The following is a 22,400-nucleotide window of genomic DNA, read 5'->3' as shown; positions in this document are numbered from 1 at the left end:
AAATTCCGGCTTAGATGGCTGGCATATCAAGAAATCTTTTAGATGGCTAGCATATGAGGAAATCTTAATGTAAGCGGGATTATTCCGCACTGGTTCCCACTCGGGCGCGGCCAGGTTGAAAATCAAAAAAACATTGAGACAACAAAAAGGATAAAACGATGTTCGACCCCCGCGAAAAAATCGCCCTGTTCATCGATGGCGCGAACCTGTACGCGGCCTCGAAAAGCCTTGGTTTCGACATTGATTATCGCAAGCTGCTCAAGGCTTTCCAGAAGCGCGGCTACCTTCTTCGCGCCTACTATTACACGGCGCTGATCGAGGACCAGGAATACTCGTCCATCCGCCCGCTGATCGACTGGCTAGACTACAACGGTTACAAGGTTGTGACAAAGCCCGCGAAGGAATTTACCGATTCGCTCGGCCGGCGGAAAATCAAGGGTAACATGGACATCGAACTGGCCATCGACGCGATGGAACAGTCCGAAACGGTCGATCACCTTGTGATCTTCTCTGGAGACGGAGACTTCACAACACTGGTGGAAGCGCTGCAGCGCAAGGGACGCAAAGTCTCGGTGGTCTCGACCATGTCGACACAGCCGCCGATGATCGCCGATGACCTGCGCCGTCAGGCCGATCACTTCATCGAACTGGTCAGTCTCAAGGCCGAAGTCGGTCGCGACCCCTCCGAGCGAGCGCCCCGCGTCGTCGAACCAACCACCGTCGACATCAACGAATGAAACCGAAAGGACCGGCCACTTGAGACCGGTCCTTTGAATTTTGAGGGGTGTGTCAGGATCAGTGATCCTTGAGGAGCCTGCTCTTCTGCCGGTTCCAGTCGCGTTCCTTCTCGGTCTCACGCTTGTCATGCAGCTTCTTGCCTTTGCCCAGTGCCAGCTCGAGCTTCGCCCTGCCCTGATCGTTGAAATAGATCTTGAGCGGAATGAGCGTCATGCCCTCGCGATTGATCGCGCTCTGAAGCCGGCTGGCCTCCCGTTTCGACAGAAGCAGCTTGCGGCGGCGACGCGGCTCATGATTGAAGCGGTTTGCCTGCAGATATTCCGGCAGATAGGAATTGATCAGCCACATCTCACCACCTTCGTCGGTGGCGTAGGATTCGGCGATATTGGCTTTGCCCTCGCGCAACGACTTGACCTCGGTGCCGGTCAGAACCAGACCGGCCTCGTAGGTGTCCATGATCTCGTAGTTGAAGCGGGCCTTCCGGTTCTCCGCGACAATTCTCTTGACCACGCGCTGGCTGCCTTTGGGTGCCATCAGTTCATCAGCCCCGCATGGCGAAGCGCTGCATCGATGGCGGCCTCGGTTGACGGCTCAAGCGTCGACAGCAGAGGCGAACGGACGGTGCGGCTCATCTTGCGCAGCCGGTTCAGCGCATATTTGGCCCCGCAGAGACCGGGCTCCATGAAGATCGCCTTGTGCAGCGGCATCAGCTTGTCCTGATATTCCAGAGCCTTGGCATAGTCGCCGGCAAGCGTCGCCTCCTGGAATTCGGCGCAGAGGCGCGGCGCGACATTGGCCGTGACCGAGATACAGCCGACGCCGCCATGAGCGTTGAAGCCAAGCGCCGTCGCGTCCTCGCCCGAAAGCTGGACGAACCCGGAACCGCAGGCCATGCGCTGCTCGGAGACGCGCTCGATCTTGCCGGTCGCATCCTTGACGCCCATGATCGACGGATAGGCCTTGTGAAGGGCTGCCATCGTCTCGACGCTCATATCCACCACCGAACGGCCGGGAATATTGTAGATGACGATCGGCAGCTTCACGCTCTCGGCGATCGCCGCATAATGGGCGAAAAGCCCCTTCTGGGTCGGCTTGTTGTAGTAGGGGGTCACCACGAGAACGGCATCGGCCCCGGCCTTTTCGGCGTGCTGCGCCAGTTCGACAGCCTCGGTTGTATTGTTTGATCCCGCACCTGCGATCACCGGCACACGCTTTGCCGCGGTCTCGATGCACAGTTCAACCACGCGTTTATGCTCGGCATGCGACAGGGTCGGCGATTCACCGGTGGTGCCGACTGGCACCAGGCCGTGGCTGCCTTCGCTGATCTGCCATTCGACATGCGCGGCAAAACTATCCGTATCGACTGCTCCGGAAGCGGTGAACGGGGTGACGAGAGCGGGAATGGATCCCTTGAACATGCACGACTCCTGACGGCGCCCGGGAAGCTTGAAACCAACCCACGCTTTGGCCGCATTTCATGGTTAGAAAACTGGCGCACCATAATCATGTGAGGTGCTTGCGGCAAGCACTCTATCACGCCATTCATCGCCGGTTCCCGTCTATTTCTCCGGCATAAGCGGCGTTTTTATGCATTTCAGGGCGCAACCACCGCTGGCGTGGAAGCGCCGATATTTATGGGATTGAATGGAAGCGGGTAACCTTTCGTTAACAATTGCATCGCCAAATGAGAGACTGGCACGGGGAAGCGTGGGGTTTTTGATGCGCGCACATAAGTCTCGCCGGATGATTACGATGCTCGGCGCATCGGTGATCATGTTCTTGGCCGTCGCCGCATATGCACAGGAAAACCAGACCCCGCTGCCAAGCTTCAAACCCCAGGTTCTCGCGAAAACCCGCCGATCCCCATCTCAGGACGTCACCGGCTCTATCGTCTCGGCGAGCGCTACAGTGCCGATCAATTCAAACCTCAAGGCAGGGCTCGACGCTCTTTCCAACAAGGACCCCCAAGGCGCCATCGCAGCCCGCGACGCCATGGCCGAGGGCACGCTCGATCGCCACATTCTCACTTGGGCGATCGCCGTTTCCGGCCAGAAAGGCGTTCCCTCCTATGAAATTGCAGCAGCCCAACGGGAATTGAAGGGCTGGCCGGGGCTTGGCGCGCTACGCGCCAATTCCGAACATGCGCTCTACCGCGAGAATCCGCCCGCATCCGACGTGCTCTCGGCCTTTGGCACGACGCGGCCGGAAACCGCCGATGGCACAATTATCCTCGCCCGCGCTTTCCAGGCGAATGGAGACAAGACTGCCGCTGCGAAACTGCTGCGCGCCCTTTGGACGAAAGACGCTCTCGACAAGGCGACCGAAACCAAGATTCTCGCAGAATTTCCAAGCCTCCTGACAACCGCCGATCACAAACGGCGAATGGAAATGCTGCTCTATCGCGGCCGTCAGGATCAGGCAGCCCGCTTTAGCGATCTCGGCAAGGCCCAGTCTCTCTACCGAGCTTGGGTGGGTGTTGCGAAAAAGGCCAGCAACTCCGCAGCGCTCATCGCTGCTGTCGATCCTTCATGGCACAAGGAACCTGCCTACCTCTTCATTCGTGTCGAATATTTGCGCAAGCAGGAAAAATACGAGGAGGCGGCAAAGCTGCTCGCCGATCTGCCGAAGGACAAGGATGCCCTCGTCAACCCCGCAGAATGGTGGGTCGAGCAGCGGATCGTCAGCCGGGGACTGCTCGATCAGGGCAAGTTCAAGGCCGCCTACCGGATAGCGGCGAAGCACGTCGCAACCGATCCGGTGGATGTTGTCGACGCCGAATTTCATGCCGGCTGGTATGCGCTACGCGGGCTTGAGGACGCGGCGACCGCAGCCCAGCATTTCCGGCGCATCCTGCAGGCATCCAACAGGCCGATCTCGGTTTCACGCGCCTGGTACTGGCTGGGCCGCGCCGTCGAGGCGGGCGCTCCCGGCAATGCGGACGAATATTATGCCAAGGCAGCCACCCTGCCTGGCACCTTTTACGGTCAACTTGCCGCTGCCCGTCTCGGCCGGAAGTCTCTGAATGTCACCTATCCGTCGCCGAGCGCCGATGATCGTTCACGGTTCGAGAGCCGCGAGGCGGTTCGCGCCATTGCCCGTCTCGAAGCGGCCGGTCACGGCTGGCGCGCTGACAGCCTCTACCGGGCGTTGGCCGAAGAACTGACGAGCCCGGGAGAACTTGCCATCCTCTCCGCCCGCGCAGAAAAGGCCGGGGGCCATCAGCTGTCACTGCAGATCGGCAAGCTTGCTTTCGGCCGCGGCATCGATGTCGCCGCTCTTGCCTTCCCGATCGGCGTCATTCCCGCGACCGCCAACATCAGCGGCTCCGGAAAGGCGCTCGCCTATGCCATCGCCCGCCAGGAAAGCGCCTTCAATCCTGCGGCCATTTCGCCGGCGAATGCGCGCGGGCTTTTGCAGATTCTGCCCGGCACGGCAAAAGGCGTCGCCGGGCGTCTCGGCCTTGCCTATTCGAAGGAGCGGTTGACGACCGACACGGCCTACAATGCGACGCTCGGCGCGCAATATCTCGGCGAACAGATCGACGATTTCGGCGGCTCCTACATTCTCACCTTCATCGCCTACAATGCCGGCCCGCGCCGCGTGCCCGAATGGATCGGCCGCTATGGCGATCCGCGCGGCAAATCGATCGACGATGTGGTTGATTGGATCGAACGCATTCCTTTTGCAGAAACCCGCAACTATGTGCAGCGGGTGATGGAGAACTATCAGGTCTACAAATCCCGGCTCGGGCAGACGGCCGATATCGTTCATGATCTGCGCTTGGGGCGTTAGAGCACGCTTTCCGTAAGCCGAAGAAGGTGGTGTGCAGCCTGGTCGGTTGAAAACCAAACACCGCCCCTCTTTCCGCAGCACCGCGATTCGCTATGGTTCTCCGATGTGAAATGAAGGGAGAACCCGTGACACATTCAATCAAGGCGAGTTTTACGGAGCGCTTTTTCTCCGCAAGCGACGGTTTGCAGCTTTATGCCCGTGACTACGGCCATGACAACCCACAGACGAAGAGAACGCTGCCGATCGTTTGCCTGGCCGGGCTCAGCCGCAACAGCCGCGACTTTCACCTTCTGGCGGAGCAGCTCTCCACCCACCCAGACAGACCGCGCCGCGTCGTAGCACTCGACTATCGCGGCCGCGGCTTTTCCGCCTGGGACCCGGACAAGAGCCACTATCAGCTTCCGGTCGAGGCAGAGGATGTGCTCACCGCATGCGCCGTGCTCGATGTTGAGCAGGCAATTTTCATCGGGACATCACGCGGCGGCCTGATCCTCCACCTGCTTGCCGCGATGCGCCCGACCCTATTGCGTGGCGTCATTCTCAACGACATTGGACCGGTTATCGAGACCAGCGGACTGCTCCTGATCCGTCAATATCTGGAGGCACAGCCGGTCCTGCAATCCTGGGACGAGGCGGTTGAAAGTCTCAAGCGCGTGCACGGCGACGCGTTCCCGGCCCTTGATCAGGCGGATTGGGATGACATGGCAAAAGCCATCTTCAGGGAAAAGGACGGCATGATCGTCGCGGATTTCGATCCGGCCCTGATCGAGCCGCTGAGAAACATCACCGGGGAAACCCCGATGGCAGACCTCTGGACGCTTTACGAAGGATTGAAACCGGTGCCTTTGATGACGATCCGGGGAGAAAGCTCCGCGATCCTCTCGCCAGCGACATTCGCCGAGATGGCGGAGCGGCATCCACGCATGAGATCTGTGGCCGCTGCGGGCCAAGGCCACGCCCCACTTTTACACCGCCCGGATTTGCTCGCCGAAATCCGGGGCTTCATCAGCGGGGTTTCCTAGAGAGCATCGCTGCCGTCAACAGTTGTCACAAAATAAGCATCGCAACAGAAAAAGCCCGGCCTTTCGGCCGGGCTTTCCATCACTGACCGAAGTCAGATCAGATTAGAAGTCGCGCTGCAGGCGGAGGAAACCAGTCCAGGTGCCGTCGTCTTCGCCGTCGACATCCTTATAGTTGACGGTAGCGAGCGTACGCAGGCCTTCCGTGATCTGGTAACCAGCCGTTACGCCGACCTTCCAAGCGTCAACATCGCTGTCGAAGCCGTAGTCGCCGAAGTACTGAGCAGCCGGGGTGATGAAGAACTTTTCAGTTGCCTGGATCTTGTACTCAGCAGCAACCGACCATTCTGCCTTGTCGTAGAAGTAGTTCGGATCCGTCGAGTAGACAGCAGCAAAGCCGAGGGTGCCCGGGCCGAGTTCAGCGGTCAAGATGGCGCGGAATGCAGCCTCTTCAGCGTCGAAGTCGTAGGAACCGATGAGCTGAGCCGTAACACCACCGAGCGTGAAGCCGAGGAGGCCAGATACACCGATGTCGTCGTTCGTGCCAGCATGACCGTAGAGAGCGGGACCGCTCAGCTCGTCAACTGCTGCGCCAACCTGGAAGGTGCCACCGTCATAGGTGTAACGGATAGCGTTCGCGATGGTCGTCTCAGAGCCGATTTCGTCGGTTTCGCCCGAGAGGCCGTCGTCCCACCAGTTGTAGAAGTAACCGACATCGAAGCCAGCGATGTTGATCCATGCGCCGTCGAGGTGCGTGTCACCGTTATCGTTGGTCTCAAGGTTGATGTAACCAGACAGTGCGCCGAATTCGGTGTCGCTCTTAGCTGCGAAGGTCAGGTAACCACGCGAACGGGCATCCCAGTCAGCGCCGGCTTCAGTCCAGTTTTCATCGTAGTTGATCTGCGTACGGATGTAGCCGCCGATCTTCAGGCAGGTTTCCGTGCCCGGGATGTAGAAGTAGCCAGTGCCGAAAGCGTCGCAAACGCGAACGTATTCCATGGGCTCCGGCTCAGCAGCTACGATAGCGTCAGCTGCCTGGGCGCCGGATACTGCTGCGAGAGCTGCAGCGGAGCCGAGAAGAAGGCTCTTGATGTTCATTTCTGACCTCCAGTCAAAAGTTTCAAACGGGTCTGGGTATTTTGCTGAAGGACAGCGTTCCCTGCCCCATCCCCAACATTTAAGAAGTCGGACGATCAACCGCCCTTGCTTCCGGAGTTGAAAATACAAGACCGGACCGTCTGCGCAATCACCAACTTGCGAGTTCATGCAGTTTGATACGCCCTTCCCCCCGCGCTGTTGCTGAAACGACACAAAATCGCCTCAAGCACCCGGAAGTTCTTAACAAGGCGTTAAGAAAACCCTTTATTCATGGGCGCTTAGCCGACTGCACTCACGGCCCGTGCGTGTCATAACGAGGCAAAAATGGGGCAAAAAGAGGCCACAGGGGCGGATTCGCAACTGAGTTGAAGCTGCGCGGCGGCGCCTTCCAAGGACGATTCCATGCGTCGCAGAACGGAATCACGATGCGCATCCGAACGAGAAACGAAGAGATTCGCAGAATCACATGGACGTTTTCGAAGGCTGCCTCAAAGAAAGGCCCCCTCGCTCTGGAAGGGGGCAGAGCGTTCGAACTTAAAGGCCATACCCTCACGAGGAAAATCTGTTGGCCTCGTCTTATCGCCTTATCGCCGGGACGAGGCCATTTTCTCCTGATCCGTGTCACCCTGACATCAAATGTACGGTATCGTGCAGGTTGGTCCCGTAGGAAGCCTCGCCGGGAGCTAGACCCACATTTTCGAAGTTAGAAATATGTCGCATTACACGCGGCATTTTCAGAACGAAGAGTTCGGCCCGCTGGTGCCAGGAGTGGCGGGCCCCTTTTGGGCGTCAATTCAGTTGGGCTCCCGTCGGTCGGGTGGATCGTCTGTCCGGGATTTTTCCGTAGATCCTGAAGGTCGGATAGCCAGCTGGCGTCTTCAGTCCACACCGATGGTCGGCGACGGCGGCAATATGCGCGCGTTTCGGCGCTACAATGATCGATCAACACACTTTATTGTGGGGGGCGCCGTCTTTGAAAAATGCTCTCGCACCTGTTCGTATTTGAGCAAATCGGGCAATAGCTGGGGTAAGCTGGCCTGTCCCAGCGGAAGGGGAGGTCATCCGTTTGGTGTATGAGCCTTCTCCAAAAGGTCGAGCGACGCGTTTGTTCCTAAGGCCGGCAAGGAACAAACGCGCTTTATCCCACCCCCCATCCGATGGGTGGCGGGGATCAAGGTGCGTTATCGCTGGCCCAAGATACCGTCTTCTCGCGTACTGCAGTCTTAACTGACCAGTTGCCCGGCGCGCGCTGCGACTCTTTCGTAGATGTCCTGAACCGGTTCACGCATCTGAAAGGCACGACGGACTCCACGAGGCAGAAGCGCCTTCAGGTGCTCGCGGCCGGAATCGAGCCCCACAATGGGAGCGTACGGCGCCATGGAACGATGTTGATCGCCAGGATAGAGGCGCGCGAATTCACCGAAGTCCATGAACCCTTCGATGTTGTTGGAAGTGAGAAGGAACGTCTCGGCTGGGACACCCTCGGCGAGGATCACGTCATGGCTATCCAGTACGATCTGGAAATATTCGATCGTCTCGCGATGGGGAGCAGGGGCAATCGAAGTCCCGTTGACAAGGTCCTTCACCCTGACGAGCACGCCATCAATAAACAGGGCGTGGCCGGGAGAAAGATAGAGATCCCTGTGAGGCGTCTTGTGGCCAAGCGCGTGCCGCCAAATGCGGATCGGCACCACACCGTCCTTCCAGGATGAGCCGCTTCGCTTGTAGGACTGGCGACCGATCCATTTGATCGCCCTGGCTTTTCCGCCCACCGTTTCGACGCGATCGCCGATTTGAAGATCCTCAATGAAGACCTCGCCTGTCGGGGTCATGATCGAGGTGCCCCGCAGAAAGCACATTGCGCTGCCGCCGGACTCGCCATGTCCCCCGGACTGGCCATGGGCGTTGCCGTCTGTTTTCCACCACATCTTTCCCTTGGCGTGCACGATTGAAGATGGAGACAAAGCCGCTGCTACGAGAGCAATTCTGGCAGTCGTCGCAGTCGCCAGTCCGAGGAAGTGGCGCCGCGCACGATTGCGCTGCATATGCAGTTCGTTGCCTGACATTGACCTGTCCTTTTCGTTGTTGCGCCGGTCTAGAATGCACGCGTCAATTTTGCGCCAGGTCGCCGTTTCTGGACATCGCCCCATTAGTGCATCCGCTGTAACTCAAAGGGCGTATTGGGAAGTAGCAGGCGAGATCCCATGGCGGGGCCATTTTTCGTCCCGATCGGTCAGTCGATCAGAGTGCGCACTAAGCAAGACAGTTCGCGTTCTTCCGTCATCCCGCCAATAATTGCAGGCATGACAACGCGCGCAAGCTCGGCGCGAACGTGGCCATCAACGAGGCGCTGGCCCAAAAAACGGCCGGCGCACCTTTCGAGCTGCTCGAACCGCTCGTCCAGGAGCGCGTGCGATCCGACGCCTTTGCCCGCTTTCTGGAAAAGCCGGAAGGCTCGATGCCGGTGATGCCGATCCCTCCGGAGACTGCGAAGGCGCTGGGCACCGATGCACGTGTCGCGATCCTCTCGCAGGCCACAATGGAGAAGCAGCTGCGCCACTATCCGGAAATGACCAGGGAGGATTATCTGCAACTACCGTCGATCGGCGCGAAGCCGACGATGGTGTTTCAGGACGGTCAGAACACCTTCGTCCTTGTCAAGCTCGCCGATGGGCGTTGGCGCTATGTCGCCGCCAAAACCACCAAGACCGGCAAGGCCGCATTCGTCACCTCGTTCCGTTTCGCCAGTGACGACAATATCCGCCGGCTGCTGAACCGTCCGAGTGTTAAAATCATCATCGATCGAAGGGAGGAGTGAGTGCGCGATGGGGCCTCCCGAGAACCCCATATTGCGATCCCGTCTTTCGACGGTCCTACGGCAGGGAGAATATCACCGTGTCACGCGCGCAACCCATTATCTTCGCATCCTACCCAATTTGCAAGAAAGCTCAGGTCGCGCGCCGAGGTTGAAACTCTGCGTCAATTCCTTTTTGATAGTGAGGCGATCATTGTTTTACCGGAGACGTCAATGGATATGGCCACTACAAGCGGCCAGCTTTCTGGCCTGTCCTTCTTGGTGTTTTGGGTGTTGCTGGCAATCCTAATCTTCAGCGGCGTGCGTACTGGATTGAGTGCGGACCCAAGCGAAGATGATCGATCACAAGGGCGGCATAGCTCCAGCGGACGCATCGCCGGGTATCTGAAAGAAAACGACAGGGTGCTTGGAGCCGCGAGCCAGGCCATCGAGGCCAAGGCCAGGTCTTATTTCGCGCGCCGCATCGGTAAAATCCATCTGGCGGCGCTGGCCTTCTTCGCCGTTACGACAGTGTTTCTGACGATCTGGAATTTGCATGAGGCCAAGATGCAACGGGCATCTCAAAACCAAGTCACGTCGCCGTTGCTGCACGATAAATGACCGATCGGTGGCAAGGGTTATAAGAGTGAGCGGCAATGCCTGTTCACCTAAAATTATAATTCACAGACTCCCCGCTGCTCATTTGTCAGCCCGGCAGAGGATCACATTTCAGATGAGAATTCCGATTGTCGCAGCTCTTATCTTCTCCGTTCCCTTCATTGCTTCTGCTGAGGGAAAGCGACGGTTCGTACGCGATGAGTATTTCATGTGCACCGTGGTCCACTTGGGTCTGGCGGATGGCTACACAGGAATGGGCGATAAGGCCGCTTCAGACCGTCACCGAAAAAAGGCCGAGGTCCTGTACGAAGCGGGAAAGAAGGATCTGGTTGTAGTTGGAAAAAGCCCTTCCGAGGCTAAGGAGAGGGTTCAAAAACACATCGACAGGTTGACGAAGGTGGCGGAAACGACGCCCGAACTACTCCGGGGGTTTATTCGGGTTTGTAACGACCATTTTCCAGAGTGATGTTGCCGCGAAATGTCGGAAAGCCAAGGCCGCGATTTAAGCCCGTGAGACGCTTCGCCGTAACAGGATGCCCGGTTGCTGCAGCCAGCCCCACGAAACGCGTCCACGGGCTTCAAATCGGCTTCAAATTTGAACCTTGATCGCAGTCGAGCGCGTGATATGTCTTTCCCGAGCCGTCGAGTGCGTTCCGGCTCCTAACCACAGACCCTTGTGACTGTTTCGCGTTCTGGCTTGTGGGCATCTTGCCCGCATGAAGAAAACCGTCACCCACTTCTCCACCCAGGCTCTTGCCGTCCATGCCGTAGCGCTTGCCGCGATCGACGCGGCGACGGCTGAAGGCACCGCCGGCAACTGGATCATGCTGATGCCGGCCGGGGTGTTTTCCGGTCGCACCGGCCGTGGCCCGTTCGACACCGGCGGCGTGGCCGAGATGTCCGCGATCATCGAGCGGACACTCAGCGGATCGCCGACAACATGGTCTACATGGAGGCGGTGGAGGTCGACCCCGTCACACTCCAGCCCGTCGTCAATGCCAATCTTGCAGGCGACTGGGCCAACCGCGCCTCGCTCAAGATCGATGGCACGAGTTCGAGCACGACGGCGCTTGAAGTCGTTGGAGACAGCGCCCCAAGTGCGATCAGCGTTTCCGTGGGCAGCCAGCCGACGTCCAGCGGCACTATTGACTACCTTCTGGAGCTGCACCCGCAGGACGCTGTTACCACGGCGGTTTCCGCCAACTCCGGCGGCAGCCGTGGCACCATTGTTGTCTGACAGAGAGAACCGGAAGAATCGGGAATAAGTGGGAATTGCCGGGAATGGGCGGGAACGTCTTATAATATGGGGCGTTGCGAGCTGAGGGCTGAAATGCCTCAGAGAGTTTTTGACAGCCGATTTGGAGCGCCGCCGCCGGAAAGCGAACATTACGTAGAAAATGCATTGAACTTCGAGATGGGCTTCAAAAACGGCTAAAGCGGCTTTGAAGCGTCTTCAAATCCTTGAAAAGTAAGGATCAGACGCCGCTCCTCGCTGGCGGTGAATAGTGGCGTTTTTCGAGCAAACGGCCTCCAAAATCCAAACTTAAGTCGGACGTTGCGTCCAACGTAGGGAAAGTCATTTAAAATCAACGTTCAAGCAGAAAAGGTGTTGATTTTTATCTCGGACGCTTTGTCACGGAGGGTCAGACCTATCACCGGGCTTTTTAGGATCGTCTGAGAAGATTAGGTTTCACTGCTTTGAGCGAAAATTCGATCGACAATTGCTGCATGTCGCTCATCATTCAATTCATTTAGCATATGGCTAGTGATCAACTCGTCTTGGCGGGAGCGTTCGAAAGGCATTGTCAGAATCACCTGTTCGGGGCTTTCGCCTAGAGCAACACCCTTAAAACGCCAATGGACGGGATCATCGACATCATCATCGATGTGGATGATCAGGCCATCCATGTAGAATCTAAAAGTGCCGACCTCCCGTTCGGTGCCGTCCACATCAGGAAACCGCTTAACCTGTTTTATGGGGGTCTGATTGTGCCACCCTCCACGGGTCCTCAATTGAATTAGGTGGATAGGAAAGTGTTCGAATGGGGTCGCGCTATCAGACAGCAGCATATCCGTCAAAAGTTGCAGACGCCTCAGCGGAAGCATCACAGTAGTAAAACCAGGCAGTTCCGTCATCGCCGCTCGCCACAACAGGCTGAGGCAAAATAGCCGCATCCGCTCGGGATTTGAGAACGCCACATGTCTCACGCCCCATTGATCATCTATCCGTTCGCTTTCGATCGGACAAAGAACCTCGTAGTCGGCCCAAGAACTCCAAACGAGTTTATGCCGGCGCAACTCGGAAATCGCGAACGCGTCGAGCCGTTCGAAGATGTCTTCGCCTTTTCGGGTGACTATTGTTTTGTCAAACCAACTGTCAAAGCGCGCAGTTGGGAGCCGACCTTCTCCGCCTTCGACCCGCACTTCACTCCGGTCTGGTGGTGCCGTAATAGCTTTCGGGAGGAGGTGGCATTTTATAAAGGTACCCTTAGCACCAGTGAGTTTGCAAACACCGAACGTCATTTTGAAACCGAGACTAGGTTGATAAACGTGAGAAACGTGAGGGCCGGACTGCAGCGGCCCGCTTATCTGAAAGCGATTTCAGGGTTTTCCCATGAATCTGCAGTTTCGACGGTCGAACTCGTCTGCGGCCTTTGAAGAACCCCAGTGCCTTAACGAGCTGTCGTCGTCATCGTCGAATAGTCGATCTATGCGAGCACGTGCATCTGAAAAGAGCGTGCCAATCCAAAAGTCATCGGAAATAGTGCCGGGATGCTTGTAGGGGGTAAAGGAGTGTGGATTATCCTTATACGGCAGTGCTCGTTTGGCTCTCTCCCGCGCATACGCAAACAGGCGCTCAGCGTCCCCCGCGTGATCGGCACCACCACGAACGGCAAGAAACATGCAATCGAACGCAGCCATAGCAGCCCGTTCAGCTTCGACCTTCTCGGACGGTCGCCCGGCCCAGGCTAAGCCATCACGCTTCCATGCAAACAGGCCCATTTCCTTTTCTCTAGCTTGTTCACCAAGGCGTTCCATTTCGGCCAGTACCGCTTTACGCGCTTCTTCATCTTTACGAAGAACTTCGGACTGTCTCCTGATGATTTCCTTAAGGGCCTTACCTTTGTCGATCTTCAGCTCTTCCATCAGGCGCTTTGTCTCGCTCTCCAGCTCTTTCTCCTCCTTCTCCGTTTCCCATGCCCACTGGGCCGATGTTGTTGTGGCTGAAATGATTGATATGATAATCGCTACCGATACCAACAGCTTCTTTTGCATCTATCCCTCCGTCGTATGCAGTGACGGCGATTAGGACGAGGAAGGTCCGGAAAGGGTCGAAACCGGCATTTCGGCTTACCAACCGTCAGATTTTCACCACTAGGTGTCGAGCATATCCCATTCGTCGCCAAGCACCCACCGCAGCGCGCTCAGTTTCCCGTTAATCATGCCCCAGTCGAAATTGTCCCATGGGCCGAGGTTTTCGAGCCCGACCTCGGCTTCGGTTCTTCTTGCGGCCTCCTGCGCTGCTTTCCAAATTCCCTCGGTCGTCATCCGCAGTTGCTGCCTAGGCTTGGCCGTTTCCCACTCCAATTCCGAGACCACTTTCTCCCGACCGCGCTCTATGTCGATCCGGAGGTTCTGGTGGCGATTGTACCAAACTTGCCTATACAGTAGGTGTTCGGCCTCCAATATTTCGGAGCGGCCACGCACCTGGCTCGCGCCATAGAGCTCAAGATCGTAATTCGCCAGAAGATCCCCATCGAGGTCGTTGAGCAGGTCGGCCATTGAAGTCCAAAAGACCGAACGGCCGCCATCAAACAGTGGCACGAGGTCGGCGTGGGGTTGGCGGTGATCACCCCTCTCCTGGCTGAAATCGGCCTTGTTGTGGGTGACGAAGGCAAACTCGTCCCCTGAGCTGCCTTCCTGGCCCATTTCGTCGGCATAGGTCTCTATGATGATGGCGTCGCCGATGCTGTTCTTCGGCCGGTGAAAAGGAGCGACACCATCCAGTGCCCGGTCAGCCGCCCGAGCCTTAATGGCCTCCGTGGCTGGGATCGCCTTGGCAGCGGAAAGCAACCCTTCAATCCGTTCAATGGATTCGTTTACGGCCTCACCTTTGTAGACCGCCGAGTGATCCACTTCGTTCAGCGACTTGATGGTTGCGTCGACAAGCTTCCCGTCTCCGAATCGCCGCACAGCGTCCCGGACAAGGCTGAAGTGCGACTGCAGGCTGCGCTTGGCGTCAGCGGCCACACGGTCCTTGCTCCGCGCGAACTCGTCTAGGACCACCTGCGGCACGATGAGACTGAAATGTACATCGTCCACAAGGTCCTCAAGCGCGGCGATGATTGGTTGGTTTCTATAGTCCTTGGCGAGATCCAACCAGACGCAGGTATCGACCAGAACGCGAAGCATTGAATCCCCCTGTCAGGCACCGCCGCGCGCAGTCGGCACGGATCACGCGCATTTTACTAGACCATCTCGTTACGATTGCCCCTCGCCTCTTGCTCGTTAGCACAACGGCAAATAGCATAGACTAATACTGTATATGAAGGCTTGCATTAATGTTCTGAGTATCCCCTGCGCCCGCAGCTTCCATCCCTTGGCGAATTGCTCGCCCCTCCCTCGTAACATAGTCGAACTTCGTGCCCTGGTTTTTCACTGGGGGCGTCCGACCCTGTCTGAAATTTCGGTTGATCCAGGCTTGGCTTGACGATCATCAGGCCGAACGTTTGCCGGAGCCGGGCTCGGCGGCGGCCTTGGCCAACCGATCGACCAATTCCTTCGCCAGCGCTGGAATTACCGCATTGACGATTGTCGCATCTCTGATGTCCGGCACCCGCGATAGAAGCACATTAAATAGTGTGGCCGCTTCGTTGGCGACCCGGTGCGGCGGCGGCTTCTGCTTCGTCTCCCGATAGGCGACCTCAACGGCTTTGTAGAGGCTCTCCATCAACTGCGGGTCGACCTGCAAAGAAGGCGGCGGCGCTTTTGCCGGATCATCGAACATCTGGCCCTCCCCGGCGATAAGCCAGAGGGTGCTTGCGCCGTAGATGCTCCGATAAGAGGCAAGCACAGATGCGCCCGGCTCAGTATCGCCGCGCTCATACGATGCGAGCGCGCTCTTACTTACCCCGAGGCTTAACGCGACATCATCCCTGTCGGGGTCGCCTATTCGTTTTCTAAACTCGCGCAAGCGAGCGGCCAAAGGCGTCTTTGGCTCCGATTCAGGACGCGCCAAAACTTTTCCAATAAATCTGTTTTCAGCTTTACAAAAACTGTTTTCAGATTTATTCCTTTCTGTGTTCGCAGATTTCAACATCCCAAAAAAGGGAGGCCGGCCAGGGCCACCCGCAATCTGGACCTAGGATCTTTTATGCATCGCCATTCCCCCGCCGACAAGATCACCCGCGCCGAGCGCAAGCGCCTCGAAGAGGTTGCCCGCATCAAAAGCCGACTGATCGTCGCCAAGCTGACGCTCGCCGAGATCGACAAGGCCTATTGCCTGCCGTCCGGAACCGCCGGAAACGCCGTCCATGAGCCGCATATGAGCGGCGAACGGGCGATCGCAGCGGCCCTCAGAACCCGGCCGCACCTTTTGTGGCGCTCGCGCTACTATCCGGACGGAAGCCGCAAGAGCCCGCAGCCGGCCGAGAACTACCGCCACGCCCGCCGCCAAAGCGAGGCTGCCTGATGTGTGCGGCGCGTTCGGCCGGCTGCTCTAGCCTTTGCCATCCGGGATTTCACCGGCAGGGCGAACGTTGGTCCCGCTCCAGCGGGCGATCCTCCCCGGCTGTCCAGTCCAAGACCGTCCGTGCCACGCCCTCACCTTCCAGTGTTTCCGAGTTCGCCACAACGCCAAATCGAACAGGTCGAATCGACATGGAAAATCCCTTCATTCCGTCCCGCTCGCGCATCTGCAGGGTGGCGGACATGGCGCTGATCTTCGGCGTTGTGGTTTCAGGTCTGGTCGCGGTGATCGCCGCCGTCTGCAGTCAATTGCAGGTGCCGGCATGGTGAATGTTCATCATGCCGACGAGCGGCAACGCCTTATGCTCACATGCTGCTATCAAGCCGTCCGCGAGCATTTCAGCCATATCGCGCTCCGTGACATCATCGAGCCGCCCCACGGTCTGTTCGACGCGCTGCTTGCACGGCAATGCGCCGTCACGCTGATGCGCGACGAGTTCCACGTTCCGCGCCGCCGCATCGCCATGATGCTGGAGCGCCAGCGCACCACGATTTCCTTTGCAATGCAGGCTGTGACCACCCGGCGCGACTGTGCGGTGTTCAACATCGCCTACGAGCGCATGGCCCGCCGTGCCCGCGAAATCTTCAATCGAGAAACACGAAAGGTCGCAGCCTGATGGCCTCGTTCAAGTCCCTCCCCCTATCCGACATCTTTGTTGGCGAACGCGCGCGGCCGGTCGATGAAGACCACGCGCAGGCGATTGCCGCGTCGATGGCGGAACGCGGCCTGATCAATCCGATCACCGTTCGAGCAACATCCGCCCGCAAGGGAACCCCTTACACGTTGGTCGCCGGCGGGCACCGTCTGCGCGCTGCGGCCATCAACGGCTGGGGCGAAATCGATACCATTCTTGTGTCTGCCGACGAGACCGAGGCGCAGCTGATGGAGATCAGCGAGAACCTCTATCGCAATGAGTTGTCCAAGCTCGACCGCGCCATCTTCGTTCTGAAGTTCCGGGAAATGTGGGAGGAGAAAAATGGCCGCATTAATCCTCAGGGCGGGCGCCCCTCCGGAAAACAGGATCACGATGATCCTGTTATTTTTGCAGCAGGCCGGGAGCTTTCCGAGCGTGTATGTGAGCGACTGGGCATCTCCGCCCCAAGCTTCAAACGCGTCAATCGCATCGGTCAAAACCTCCATGCCGACTTGCGCCATATGGTGCGCGGTACGCCTATCGCAGACGATCAAACGCAGCTTTTGAAGCTGGCGAAGATGCCGCTCGAAGAGCAGGTCCGCATCGCTGCCGCGCTGCGTCACGAGCCCGATCTGAAAAAGGTTCTGGCCCTGACCAAACCGGCCGTTGCATCGCTCACCGCCGAACAGCAGCAGGCCGAGATCATGAAAAAGCTGGTTGCGCTTTGGGAAAAGGCCGACGCCGGCACCCGGCGCTCGTTCCTCGACCATATCGGCGACCAGGACGATCTTTCCTTTCTGGAGGCCGCACAGTGAGCAAGCGTCATCCCGGCCAGTTCGATCTTTTCCTAAAGCCAATCTTCCCGACCCGTGCTCCCGCCGGTCAGATCGACCTGCAGCGCTTTCGCGCCCGCCTGAAACGGGCGATGGCGCAGGCCATCCGCGAATGCCCGCACGACCGGCCCACGATCGCGGCGCGCATGGCGCAGTATCTCGGTATTCCGGCCGTCACCAAGGCGGCGCTGGATGCCTACACCGCCGAGAGCAAGGAAACGCACGATATCAGCCTCGTGCGCTTCAAGGCCTTCGTGCGCGCCACCGGCGCCGTTTGGCTTTGGGACCTGGTCGTTTCGGATGACGGGCTGACGATGCTCGAAGGCGACGAAGCGCGCCTGGCCGAGATCGCCCGGCTGCAACAGGAGCAACGCGAGCGAGCGGCAGAGCTTAAGGCGTTGCTCGCCGTTCCCGTCAACATTCGGAGGCGTGGCCGGTAATGAGAGGCGCTATCAAAGAGTGGTTCACTCTCGTCGAGCTTGCCGAGGCAAAGCTGCCGGGCCTGCCAACGTCGGCTCGCCGCATGCGAGACCAGGCCGAGCGCTGTGGGTGGGACCTCAATCCGGGCAAGGTCCGAAAGGCCGAGCAGCGCGGCGGCGGCATGGAATATCACGTTTCGGTTTTGCCATCCGCAGCCGGCGCCAAGCTCGCTTACCTGCATACGGCGGAAGTCGTCACCGACGATCTCGATCGCTCGAAGATGCTTTGGACCCGCTTCGAGGCCCTTTCGAGCGAGCATAAAACGATCTGCAGCGAGCGCCTTGCCACTCTGACCGAAGTCGAGGAGATGCGCGCCAGCGGCATCAAGGCCGGCGATGCCGTGGGGTACTGCTCGAAAAAGGCAGGGATAGCCACTGCCACTTATTATGAGTGGCGGCAGATGGTCGAGGGCTGGCCGCGCCGGGATTGGCTTGCAGCCCTAGCGCCCTCGTTTTCGCCCGTCGCTTCTGGCGTCGTCGCCGATACCGCCGATTGCCATCCGAAGGCATGGGAATACCTGAAATCCGATTTCCTGCGACCGGAGAAACCAAAGTTCTCGGCCTGCTTCCGGCGCATGGAAAAGATCGCCAAGCGCGAGGGCTGGCTGCCGATCCTCTCCGAGCGGACCCTGCGGCGGCGGTTGGAAAAGGAGGTCGGCAAGGCCGTCGCCCTGCTCACCCGCGAGGGCAAGGATAAGGCGCGGACGCTCTATCCCGCTCAGCGCCGAACCCGCGCGCACCTGCACGCCATGCAGATGGCCAACATGGACGGTCACAAGGTTGACGTGTTCGTTTCGGTGCCCTGGTCGAAAAAGCCGGTGCGCTTCATCCTGCTCGGCATTCAGGACCTCTTCTCGGGCAAGATCGTCGCCTGGCGGCTGACCGAGGCGGAAACGTGGGAATCGGTGCGGCTCTGCATCGGCGATATGGTCGAGGCCTTTGGCATTCCCGAGGCTATCTATCTCGACAACGGAAAGGCCTTCTCCTCGAAATGGATCACCGGCGAGGCCCGCCAGCGCTTCCGGTTCAAGGTTCGGGAAGAGGACCCGCGCGGCCTTCTGGCGACCCTCGGCGTCGAAACGCATTTCACGCGGCCTTATGCCGGTCAGTCAAAGCCGATCGAACGCGCCTGGGGCGACCTGGCCGAGAATATCGCCAAACATCCGTTCTGCGCCGGTGCCTATACCGGCAACAAGCCGAGCGCCAAGCCCGAGAACTATATGAGCCGCGCTATTCCCTTCGAGGAATTCAAGGCGCATGTCGCCGCGCAAGTTGAGGAACACAACGCGCAGACCGGACGCCGGGCCGAGAACTGCAAGGGCCGCAGCTTCGACGAGACCTTCGCCGCCTCCATGGCGCTTTCCTCGACGATCGTGCGGGTGCCGTCGCCCGCCCAAGCTTCGCTTTGGCTGCTTGCTTCCGAGGCGATCAAAGCCCGCCCCGGCTCCGGCGAAATCCACTACCAGGGGAACCGCTACTGGTCGCGCGAACTCAACCAGTGGGCCGGCCAGAAGGTCATTATCCGCTTTGATCCGGATGCATTGCACGAGCCGGTCAAGGTCTACGACCTGAAAAACCGGCTGATCTGCGAGGCGCAGTGCGTCGCCGACGCTGGCTTCGACAACATCGACGATGCGCGCATGCACGCCCGCGCCCTCAAGACCCACCAGAAAGCCGTTGCGGCAGCAGCCGAGGCGCATACCGCGCTGACCGCCCGGCAGCTTGGCGAGATCTACTACAGGGGCAGCAAGCCGGCCGCGCCGGCGAAGGCCGAGCCGATCCGGCCGGCCGTCACCCGCCTCGTGACCGGCAACCTCGCCCAGGCGGCAGAGCACGCCGTCGACATCGACGAATTCAACGAAAGTTTTTCCCGAGGTCTCGCCCGCGCAACGGGCGGCGCTTCGATCCTGGAATTCCCGAAAGGGGATACGGCGGACAGGTAGTGCGTACCGCCGTCACATGAGCCGAAAAGTAGTGAGTACGGTTCCGACAAAAAAATAGGGCGAGATCGAAATCCCGCCCACCAATCAGCCCCTTAGGGGCAACACGAGGAACCTTGTAGATGAACAAGCATGTAAGCACAAGTCAGCTCGGCAGCTCCATCTGGGAGCGTCCGGTCAAGGCGCCGGAGCTGACCGACAACAAGACGCCGGACGATATCGCCCTGTGGTGGCAGTTGGTCGACAGCGTCATCGAGGTGGCGCGCGAAAACGGCTGGTCGAAGGCCGAGGTCGCCCGTCGCATCAACATGGCGGATGGCACATTCAGCCAGTGGTTTTCAGGCAAGTATACCGGCCGCCTCGACGGGCATAACCGGACGATCAGCCACTGGCTGTCTGCCATGAAGGAAAGTGCGGCGATCGTCGCGTCGGTCCCGCAATCGGTCAGCTTCATGGCCTTGAAGGGCACCGTCGAAATCTTCGAAACGTTGAACTGGGCGCAAGCCTGCCCGGATTTCGTGATGATCACGCTCGGCGCCGGTATGGGCAAAACCGAGGCATGCCTGCAATACGAAAAGACCCGGCCGCACGTCTATCGCGCTACCGTATCCGAAAACACAAAAACCGTTCACGGCATGCTCGTCGAGCTTGCCGAGGAACTGGACGTGCACGAGCACAACCCGGCCCGGCTTGCCCGTGCGATCGGCAACCGCATCAAGCGGGCCGGCGCCGGCACGCTGCTGATCATCGACGAGGGGCAGCACCTCAATGACGAAGCGCTGAACCAGCTTCGCCACTTTGTCGATGTCTACAAATGCGGCGTTGCCATCGTCGGCAATTCGGAAGTCTACAGCCGCTTTTCCAAGGCGAAGAAGGGCAAGTCCTATGCGCAGCTGAAAAGCCGCATCGGCAAGCGGCTGCAACGCACCGCGCCATTTGCCGAGGATCTCCGCGCCTTCATCGCCGCATGGAACATCACCGACCCGGACAGTATCAAGTTCCTGACGGGCATTGGCATGAAGGGCGGCGCCTTCCGGCAGATCGACAAAACGATGAAGCTCGCCACCATGGCCGCAAATGGCGAGGACGTGACGCTCCGCCATATCGAATGGGCGTGGAAGAACCGCGACGTGGAGGACATGGCATGAGCCAGGCACTTCCAAAGGTCAGCGACCGCCTCACGGATATCCTTGGCGAGTTCGAGCCTCACTACCATGGCGACGGAATCGAAATGGATGGCGACGATTGCCGTGCCCTCATCTTGAGGCTGCGTGCGGTTCGCAGCCTCGCCCTGAGCATGGAGCAAGAGCTTAACGTGTTCCGTCTGGCAGACGGCCACCAGCAGGCCGCGACCTTACTCGACCAGGGGGCCGTTGGCCTGATGGACGAAATGATCTTCGATCCTGAAGGCAAGGTGATCACACCTGATTTCGGGAGGAGGTCATGACCGGCATGCTTCTCTCCGATGAAATCCGGCGAACCCGCGAGGAGGTGAAAGCGATGCGGCTTTTCGCTGTCATCGCGCCGGCCATCACGAAGCCGAAGCTCCTGCAGCGGCTCAATACCTTCATCGAGCTTGCCGAGCTGCTCGAAGACGACCTGCATCTCGCCCGCATCAGGATGGGCGAGGAACAGGCATACCCGGATGAGGCCACGATCCTTCGGTTTCCCACCCGGATCGTGCTGGTGCCACGCTCCGACGACGGTGGCGACGCGGCATGAAGACGGTGGAACTCAAGGTGCAGCTCCCGATCGGCGACGCCATGGCGTCACTCGGCCCGGAAATTGACATCCTGCTTGCCCAGCGCCTTGCCGAGCTGCGCACCCGGCACCTCGCCACCCGCTCTCTCGACGTGGCCGTCGAGAGGGCAATCAACAACGTGACGCGGGCGATTACCCGCGTCGAGAATGCCCACCAATCCCGCGACGAGAAGCCGGCGCTTGCCGCCCTTGTCGCCGCCGCCAAGGGCCTGCGCCGTGCGCGGGCCACACAGAAACAAGCGAAAGGTTGAAACCATGGACGCAGTCATCCTCGAGGAAAAGCCCGCCGCCGGCATCACGATCGTGAACGGCAAGGAATTCATGCAGAACGCGAAGGGCGGGCTCGACCCCATCGGCCGCGTCAAGGCCGAGGCCAAGCTGGAAGATCAGACCGTTCGCACCTGCATCGCCTTTGCCTCCGCATTGTCGGCGCAGGTCAGCCGGTTCAAGGGCCATACCGCAGCCGACTTGACGGCGCTCGATACGATCCTCGCCGAGAAATACGACGCGAAGATCGGCGGCAAAAAGGGCAACCGCACCTATCAGACCTATGACGGCCTGATGAAAGTCCAGGTGCAGGTAGCCGACCTGATCGACTTCGGCCCGGAGCTGCAGATTGCCAAGGCGCTCATAAACGAGTGCCTGACGGAATGGTCAGCCGACAGCCGCGAGGAAATCCAGGCGATCGTCATGCGAGCCTTCAACACCGACAAGGAAGGCCAGGTCTCACGCTCCGACGTGTTCATGTTGCTTCGCCTGGAGATCACGGACGCACGATGGCAGCGCGCCATGGAAGCCATCCGCGATGCCATCCGCGTCACTGGCAGCAAGGAATATGTTCGGTTCTATCAGCGCGAGAACCTGACTGATGAATGGCGCGCCATCACTATCGATATGGCGAGGGCGTGACATGATCTCCGTTTCGTCAAAAACCGACATGTTCGG

Annotated in this window: 26 protein-coding genes; 18 read left to right on the top strand and 8 right to left on the bottom strand. The window is 59.0% G+C overall.

The features are described 5' to 3' along the window. Window positions 1-158: 158 nt before the first annotated feature. Entirely contained in the window at window positions 159-737 is a 579-nt protein-coding gene (locus WI754_RS12025; RefSeq protein ID WP_349433635.1) for an NYN domain-containing protein, read from the top strand. 58 nt (window positions 738-795) lie between these two features. On the opposite strand, the gene smpB is transcribed toward WI754_RS12025, so the two are convergent. Together smpB and dapA are read right to left on the bottom strand one after the other, a co-directional pair. Next, window positions 796-1,272 carry an SsrA-binding protein SmpB gene (smpB, locus tag WI754_RS12020; RefSeq protein WP_264266040.1) on the bottom strand — a complete coding sequence of 159 codons (477 nt, stop codon included), beginning with the start codon at window positions 1,270-1,272 and terminating at the stop codon, window positions 796-798. Continuing rightward, window positions 1,272-2,156 (bottom strand): 4-hydroxy-tetrahydrodipicolinate synthase, encoded by an 885-nt coding sequence (gene dapA, locus WI754_RS12015; protein ID WP_349433633.1) that lies wholly within the window; start codon window positions 2,154-2,156, stop codon window positions 1,272-1,274. The genes smpB and dapA overlap by 1 nt, the downstream gene beginning before the upstream one ends. Before the next feature lie 301 nt (window positions 2,157-2,457). Between dapA and WI754_RS12010 the strand changes: the two genes are divergently transcribed. Together WI754_RS12010 and WI754_RS12005 are read left to right on the top strand one after the other, a co-directional pair. Next, a complete protein-coding gene (locus WI754_RS12010) occupies window positions 2,458-4,530 on the top strand; it encodes a lytic transglycosylase domain-containing protein (protein WP_349433631.1) in 2,073 nt (690 codons plus the stop codon). 125 nt (window positions 4,531-4,655) lie between these two features. Further along, window positions 4,656-5,552 carry an alpha/beta hydrolase gene (locus WI754_RS12005; RefSeq protein WP_349433630.1) on the top strand — a complete coding sequence of 299 codons (897 nt, stop codon included), beginning with the start codon at window positions 4,656-4,658 and terminating at the stop codon, window positions 5,550-5,552. 102 nt (window positions 5,553-5,654) lie between these two features. Here the strand turns inward: WI754_RS12005 and WI754_RS12000 are convergent, their stop codons facing one another. Together WI754_RS12000 and WI754_RS11995 are read right to left on the bottom strand one after the other, a co-directional pair. Beyond that, window positions 5,655-6,647 (bottom strand): porin, encoded by a 993-nt coding sequence (locus WI754_RS12000; RefSeq protein WP_349433629.1) that lies wholly within the window; start codon window positions 6,645-6,647, stop codon window positions 5,655-5,657. Between the two features lie 1,223 nt (window positions 6,648-7,870). Next, window positions 7,871-8,713 carry a Hint domain-containing protein gene (locus tag WI754_RS11995; protein WP_349433627.1) on the bottom strand — a complete coding sequence of 281 codons (843 nt, stop codon included), beginning with the start codon at window positions 8,711-8,713 and terminating at the stop codon, window positions 7,871-7,873. A 266-nt stretch (window positions 8,714-8,979) separates the two neighbouring features. On the opposite strand from WI754_RS11995, the gene WI754_RS11990 reads away from it, so the two are divergent. From WI754_RS11990 to WI754_RS11975, 4 genes are all read left to right on the top strand, one after another. Continuing rightward, a complete protein-coding gene (locus WI754_RS11990; protein ID WP_349433626.1) occupies window positions 8,980-9,465 on the top strand; it encodes a hypothetical protein in 486 nt (161 codons plus the stop codon). Window positions 9,466-9,675: 210 nt separating this feature from the next. After that, window positions 9,676-10,062: a hypothetical protein gene (locus tag WI754_RS11985; RefSeq protein WP_349433625.1), complete on the top strand. Its 387-nt coding sequence runs from the start codon at window positions 9,676-9,678 to the stop codon at window positions 10,060-10,062. A gap of 112 nt (window positions 10,063-10,174) precedes the next feature. After that, the gene (locus WI754_RS11980; protein ID WP_349433624.1) at window positions 10,175-10,525 is read left to right on the top strand and encodes a hypothetical protein; all 351 of its coding nucleotides are present in this window, start codon (window positions 10,175-10,177) and stop codon (window positions 10,523-10,525) included. A 474-nt stretch (window positions 10,526-10,999) separates the two neighbouring features. After that, a complete protein-coding gene (locus WI754_RS11975; protein ID WP_349433623.1) occupies window positions 11,000-11,296 on the top strand; it encodes a hypothetical protein in 297 nt (98 codons plus the stop codon). Window positions 11,297-11,742: 446 nt separating this feature from the next. On the opposite strand, the gene WI754_RS11970 is transcribed toward WI754_RS11975, so the two are convergent. From WI754_RS11970 to WI754_RS11955, 4 genes are all read right to left on the bottom strand, one after another. Then, window positions 11,743-12,582: a hypothetical protein gene (locus WI754_RS11970; RefSeq protein WP_349433621.1), complete on the bottom strand. Its 840-nt coding sequence runs from the start codon at window positions 12,580-12,582 to the stop codon at window positions 11,743-11,745. Between the two features lie 78 nt (window positions 12,583-12,660). Next, window positions 12,661-13,335, bottom strand: coding sequence for a hypothetical protein (locus tag WI754_RS11965; RefSeq protein WP_349433620.1), 675 nt, complete (start codon window positions 13,333-13,335; stop codon window positions 12,661-12,663). Window positions 13,336-13,434: 99 nt separating this feature from the next. Beyond that, window positions 13,435-14,472: a PIN domain-containing protein gene (locus WI754_RS11960; protein ID WP_349433619.1), complete on the bottom strand. Its 1,038-nt coding sequence runs from the start codon at window positions 14,470-14,472 to the stop codon at window positions 13,435-13,437. A 304-nt stretch (window positions 14,473-14,776) separates the two neighbouring features. Next, the gene (locus WI754_RS11955) at window positions 14,777-15,067 is read right to left on the bottom strand and encodes a hypothetical protein (protein WP_349433618.1); all 291 of its coding nucleotides are present in this window, start codon (window positions 15,065-15,067) and stop codon (window positions 14,777-14,779) included. Between the two features lie 366 nt (window positions 15,068-15,433). On the opposite strand from WI754_RS11955, the gene WI754_RS11950 reads away from it, so the two are divergent. The 11 genes from WI754_RS11950 to WI754_RS11900 all read left to right on the top strand — a co-directional run bounded on the left by WI754_RS11950 (window position 15,434) and on the right by WI754_RS11900 (window position 22,364). Continuing rightward, window positions 15,434-15,751 (top strand): helix-turn-helix domain-containing protein, encoded by a 318-nt coding sequence (locus WI754_RS11950; RefSeq protein ID WP_349433616.1) that lies wholly within the window; start codon window positions 15,434-15,436, stop codon window positions 15,749-15,751. A 188-nt stretch (window positions 15,752-15,939) separates the two neighbouring features. Beyond that, window positions 15,940-16,077: a hypothetical protein gene (locus tag WI754_RS11945; RefSeq protein ID WP_349433614.1), complete on the top strand. Its 138-nt coding sequence runs from the start codon at window positions 15,940-15,942 to the stop codon at window positions 16,075-16,077. Next, the gene (locus tag WI754_RS11940; RefSeq protein ID WP_349433612.1) at window positions 16,071-16,424 is read left to right on the top strand and encodes a hypothetical protein; all 354 of its coding nucleotides are present in this window, start codon (window positions 16,071-16,073) and stop codon (window positions 16,422-16,424) included. Before WI754_RS11945 ends, WI754_RS11940 begins: the two co-directional genes overlap by 7 nt. Continuing rightward, the gene (locus WI754_RS11935) at window positions 16,424-17,257 is read left to right on the top strand and encodes a ParB N-terminal domain-containing protein (protein ID WP_349433611.1); all 834 of its coding nucleotides are present in this window, start codon (window positions 16,424-16,426) and stop codon (window positions 17,255-17,257) included. The genes WI754_RS11940 and WI754_RS11935 overlap by 1 nt, the downstream gene beginning before the upstream one ends. Beyond that, window positions 17,254-17,715 (top strand): hypothetical protein, encoded by a 462-nt coding sequence (locus tag WI754_RS11930; protein ID WP_349433609.1) that lies wholly within the window; start codon window positions 17,254-17,256, stop codon window positions 17,713-17,715. Before WI754_RS11935 ends, WI754_RS11930 begins: the two co-directional genes overlap by 4 nt. Continuing rightward, entirely contained in the window at window positions 17,715-19,697 is a 1,983-nt protein-coding gene (locus WI754_RS11925; RefSeq protein ID WP_349433608.1) for a transposase domain-containing protein, read from the top strand. The genes WI754_RS11930 and WI754_RS11925 overlap by 1 nt, the downstream gene beginning before the upstream one ends. Before the next feature lie 119 nt (window positions 19,698-19,816). Then, window positions 19,817-20,842, top strand: a complete 1,026-nt coding sequence (locus WI754_RS11920) for an AAA family ATPase (RefSeq protein ID WP_349433606.1) — start codon at window positions 19,817-19,819, stop codon at window positions 20,840-20,842. Then, entirely contained in the window at window positions 20,839-21,141 is a 303-nt protein-coding gene (locus WI754_RS11915) for a hypothetical protein (RefSeq protein ID WP_349433605.1), read from the top strand. The genes WI754_RS11920 and WI754_RS11915 overlap by 4 nt, the downstream gene beginning before the upstream one ends. Beyond that, a complete protein-coding gene (locus tag WI754_RS11910) occupies window positions 21,138-21,416 on the top strand; it encodes a hypothetical protein (RefSeq protein ID WP_349433603.1) in 279 nt (92 codons plus the stop codon). The genes WI754_RS11915 and WI754_RS11910 overlap by 4 nt, the downstream gene beginning before the upstream one ends. Then, window positions 21,413-21,706, top strand: a complete 294-nt coding sequence (locus tag WI754_RS11905; RefSeq protein WP_349433601.1) for a hypothetical protein — start codon at window positions 21,413-21,415, stop codon at window positions 21,704-21,706. Before WI754_RS11910 ends, WI754_RS11905 begins: the two co-directional genes overlap by 4 nt. A gap of 4 nt (window positions 21,707-21,710) precedes the next feature. Then, complete coding sequence (locus WI754_RS11900; RefSeq protein WP_349433600.1) at window positions 21,711-22,364, top strand: DUF3164 family protein; 654 nt, start codon at window positions 21,711-21,713, stop codon at window positions 22,362-22,364. Window positions 22,365-22,400 lie beyond the last annotated feature (36 nt).

It is taken from the genome of Pararhizobium sp. A13, from assembly GCF_040126305.1.
GTDB lineage: Bacteria > Pseudomonadota > Alphaproteobacteria > Rhizobiales > Rhizobiaceae > Pararhizobium.
The sequence above is the reverse complement of the archived record's forward strand: the minus strand, read 5'-3'. Positions and strand labels throughout refer to the sequence as shown.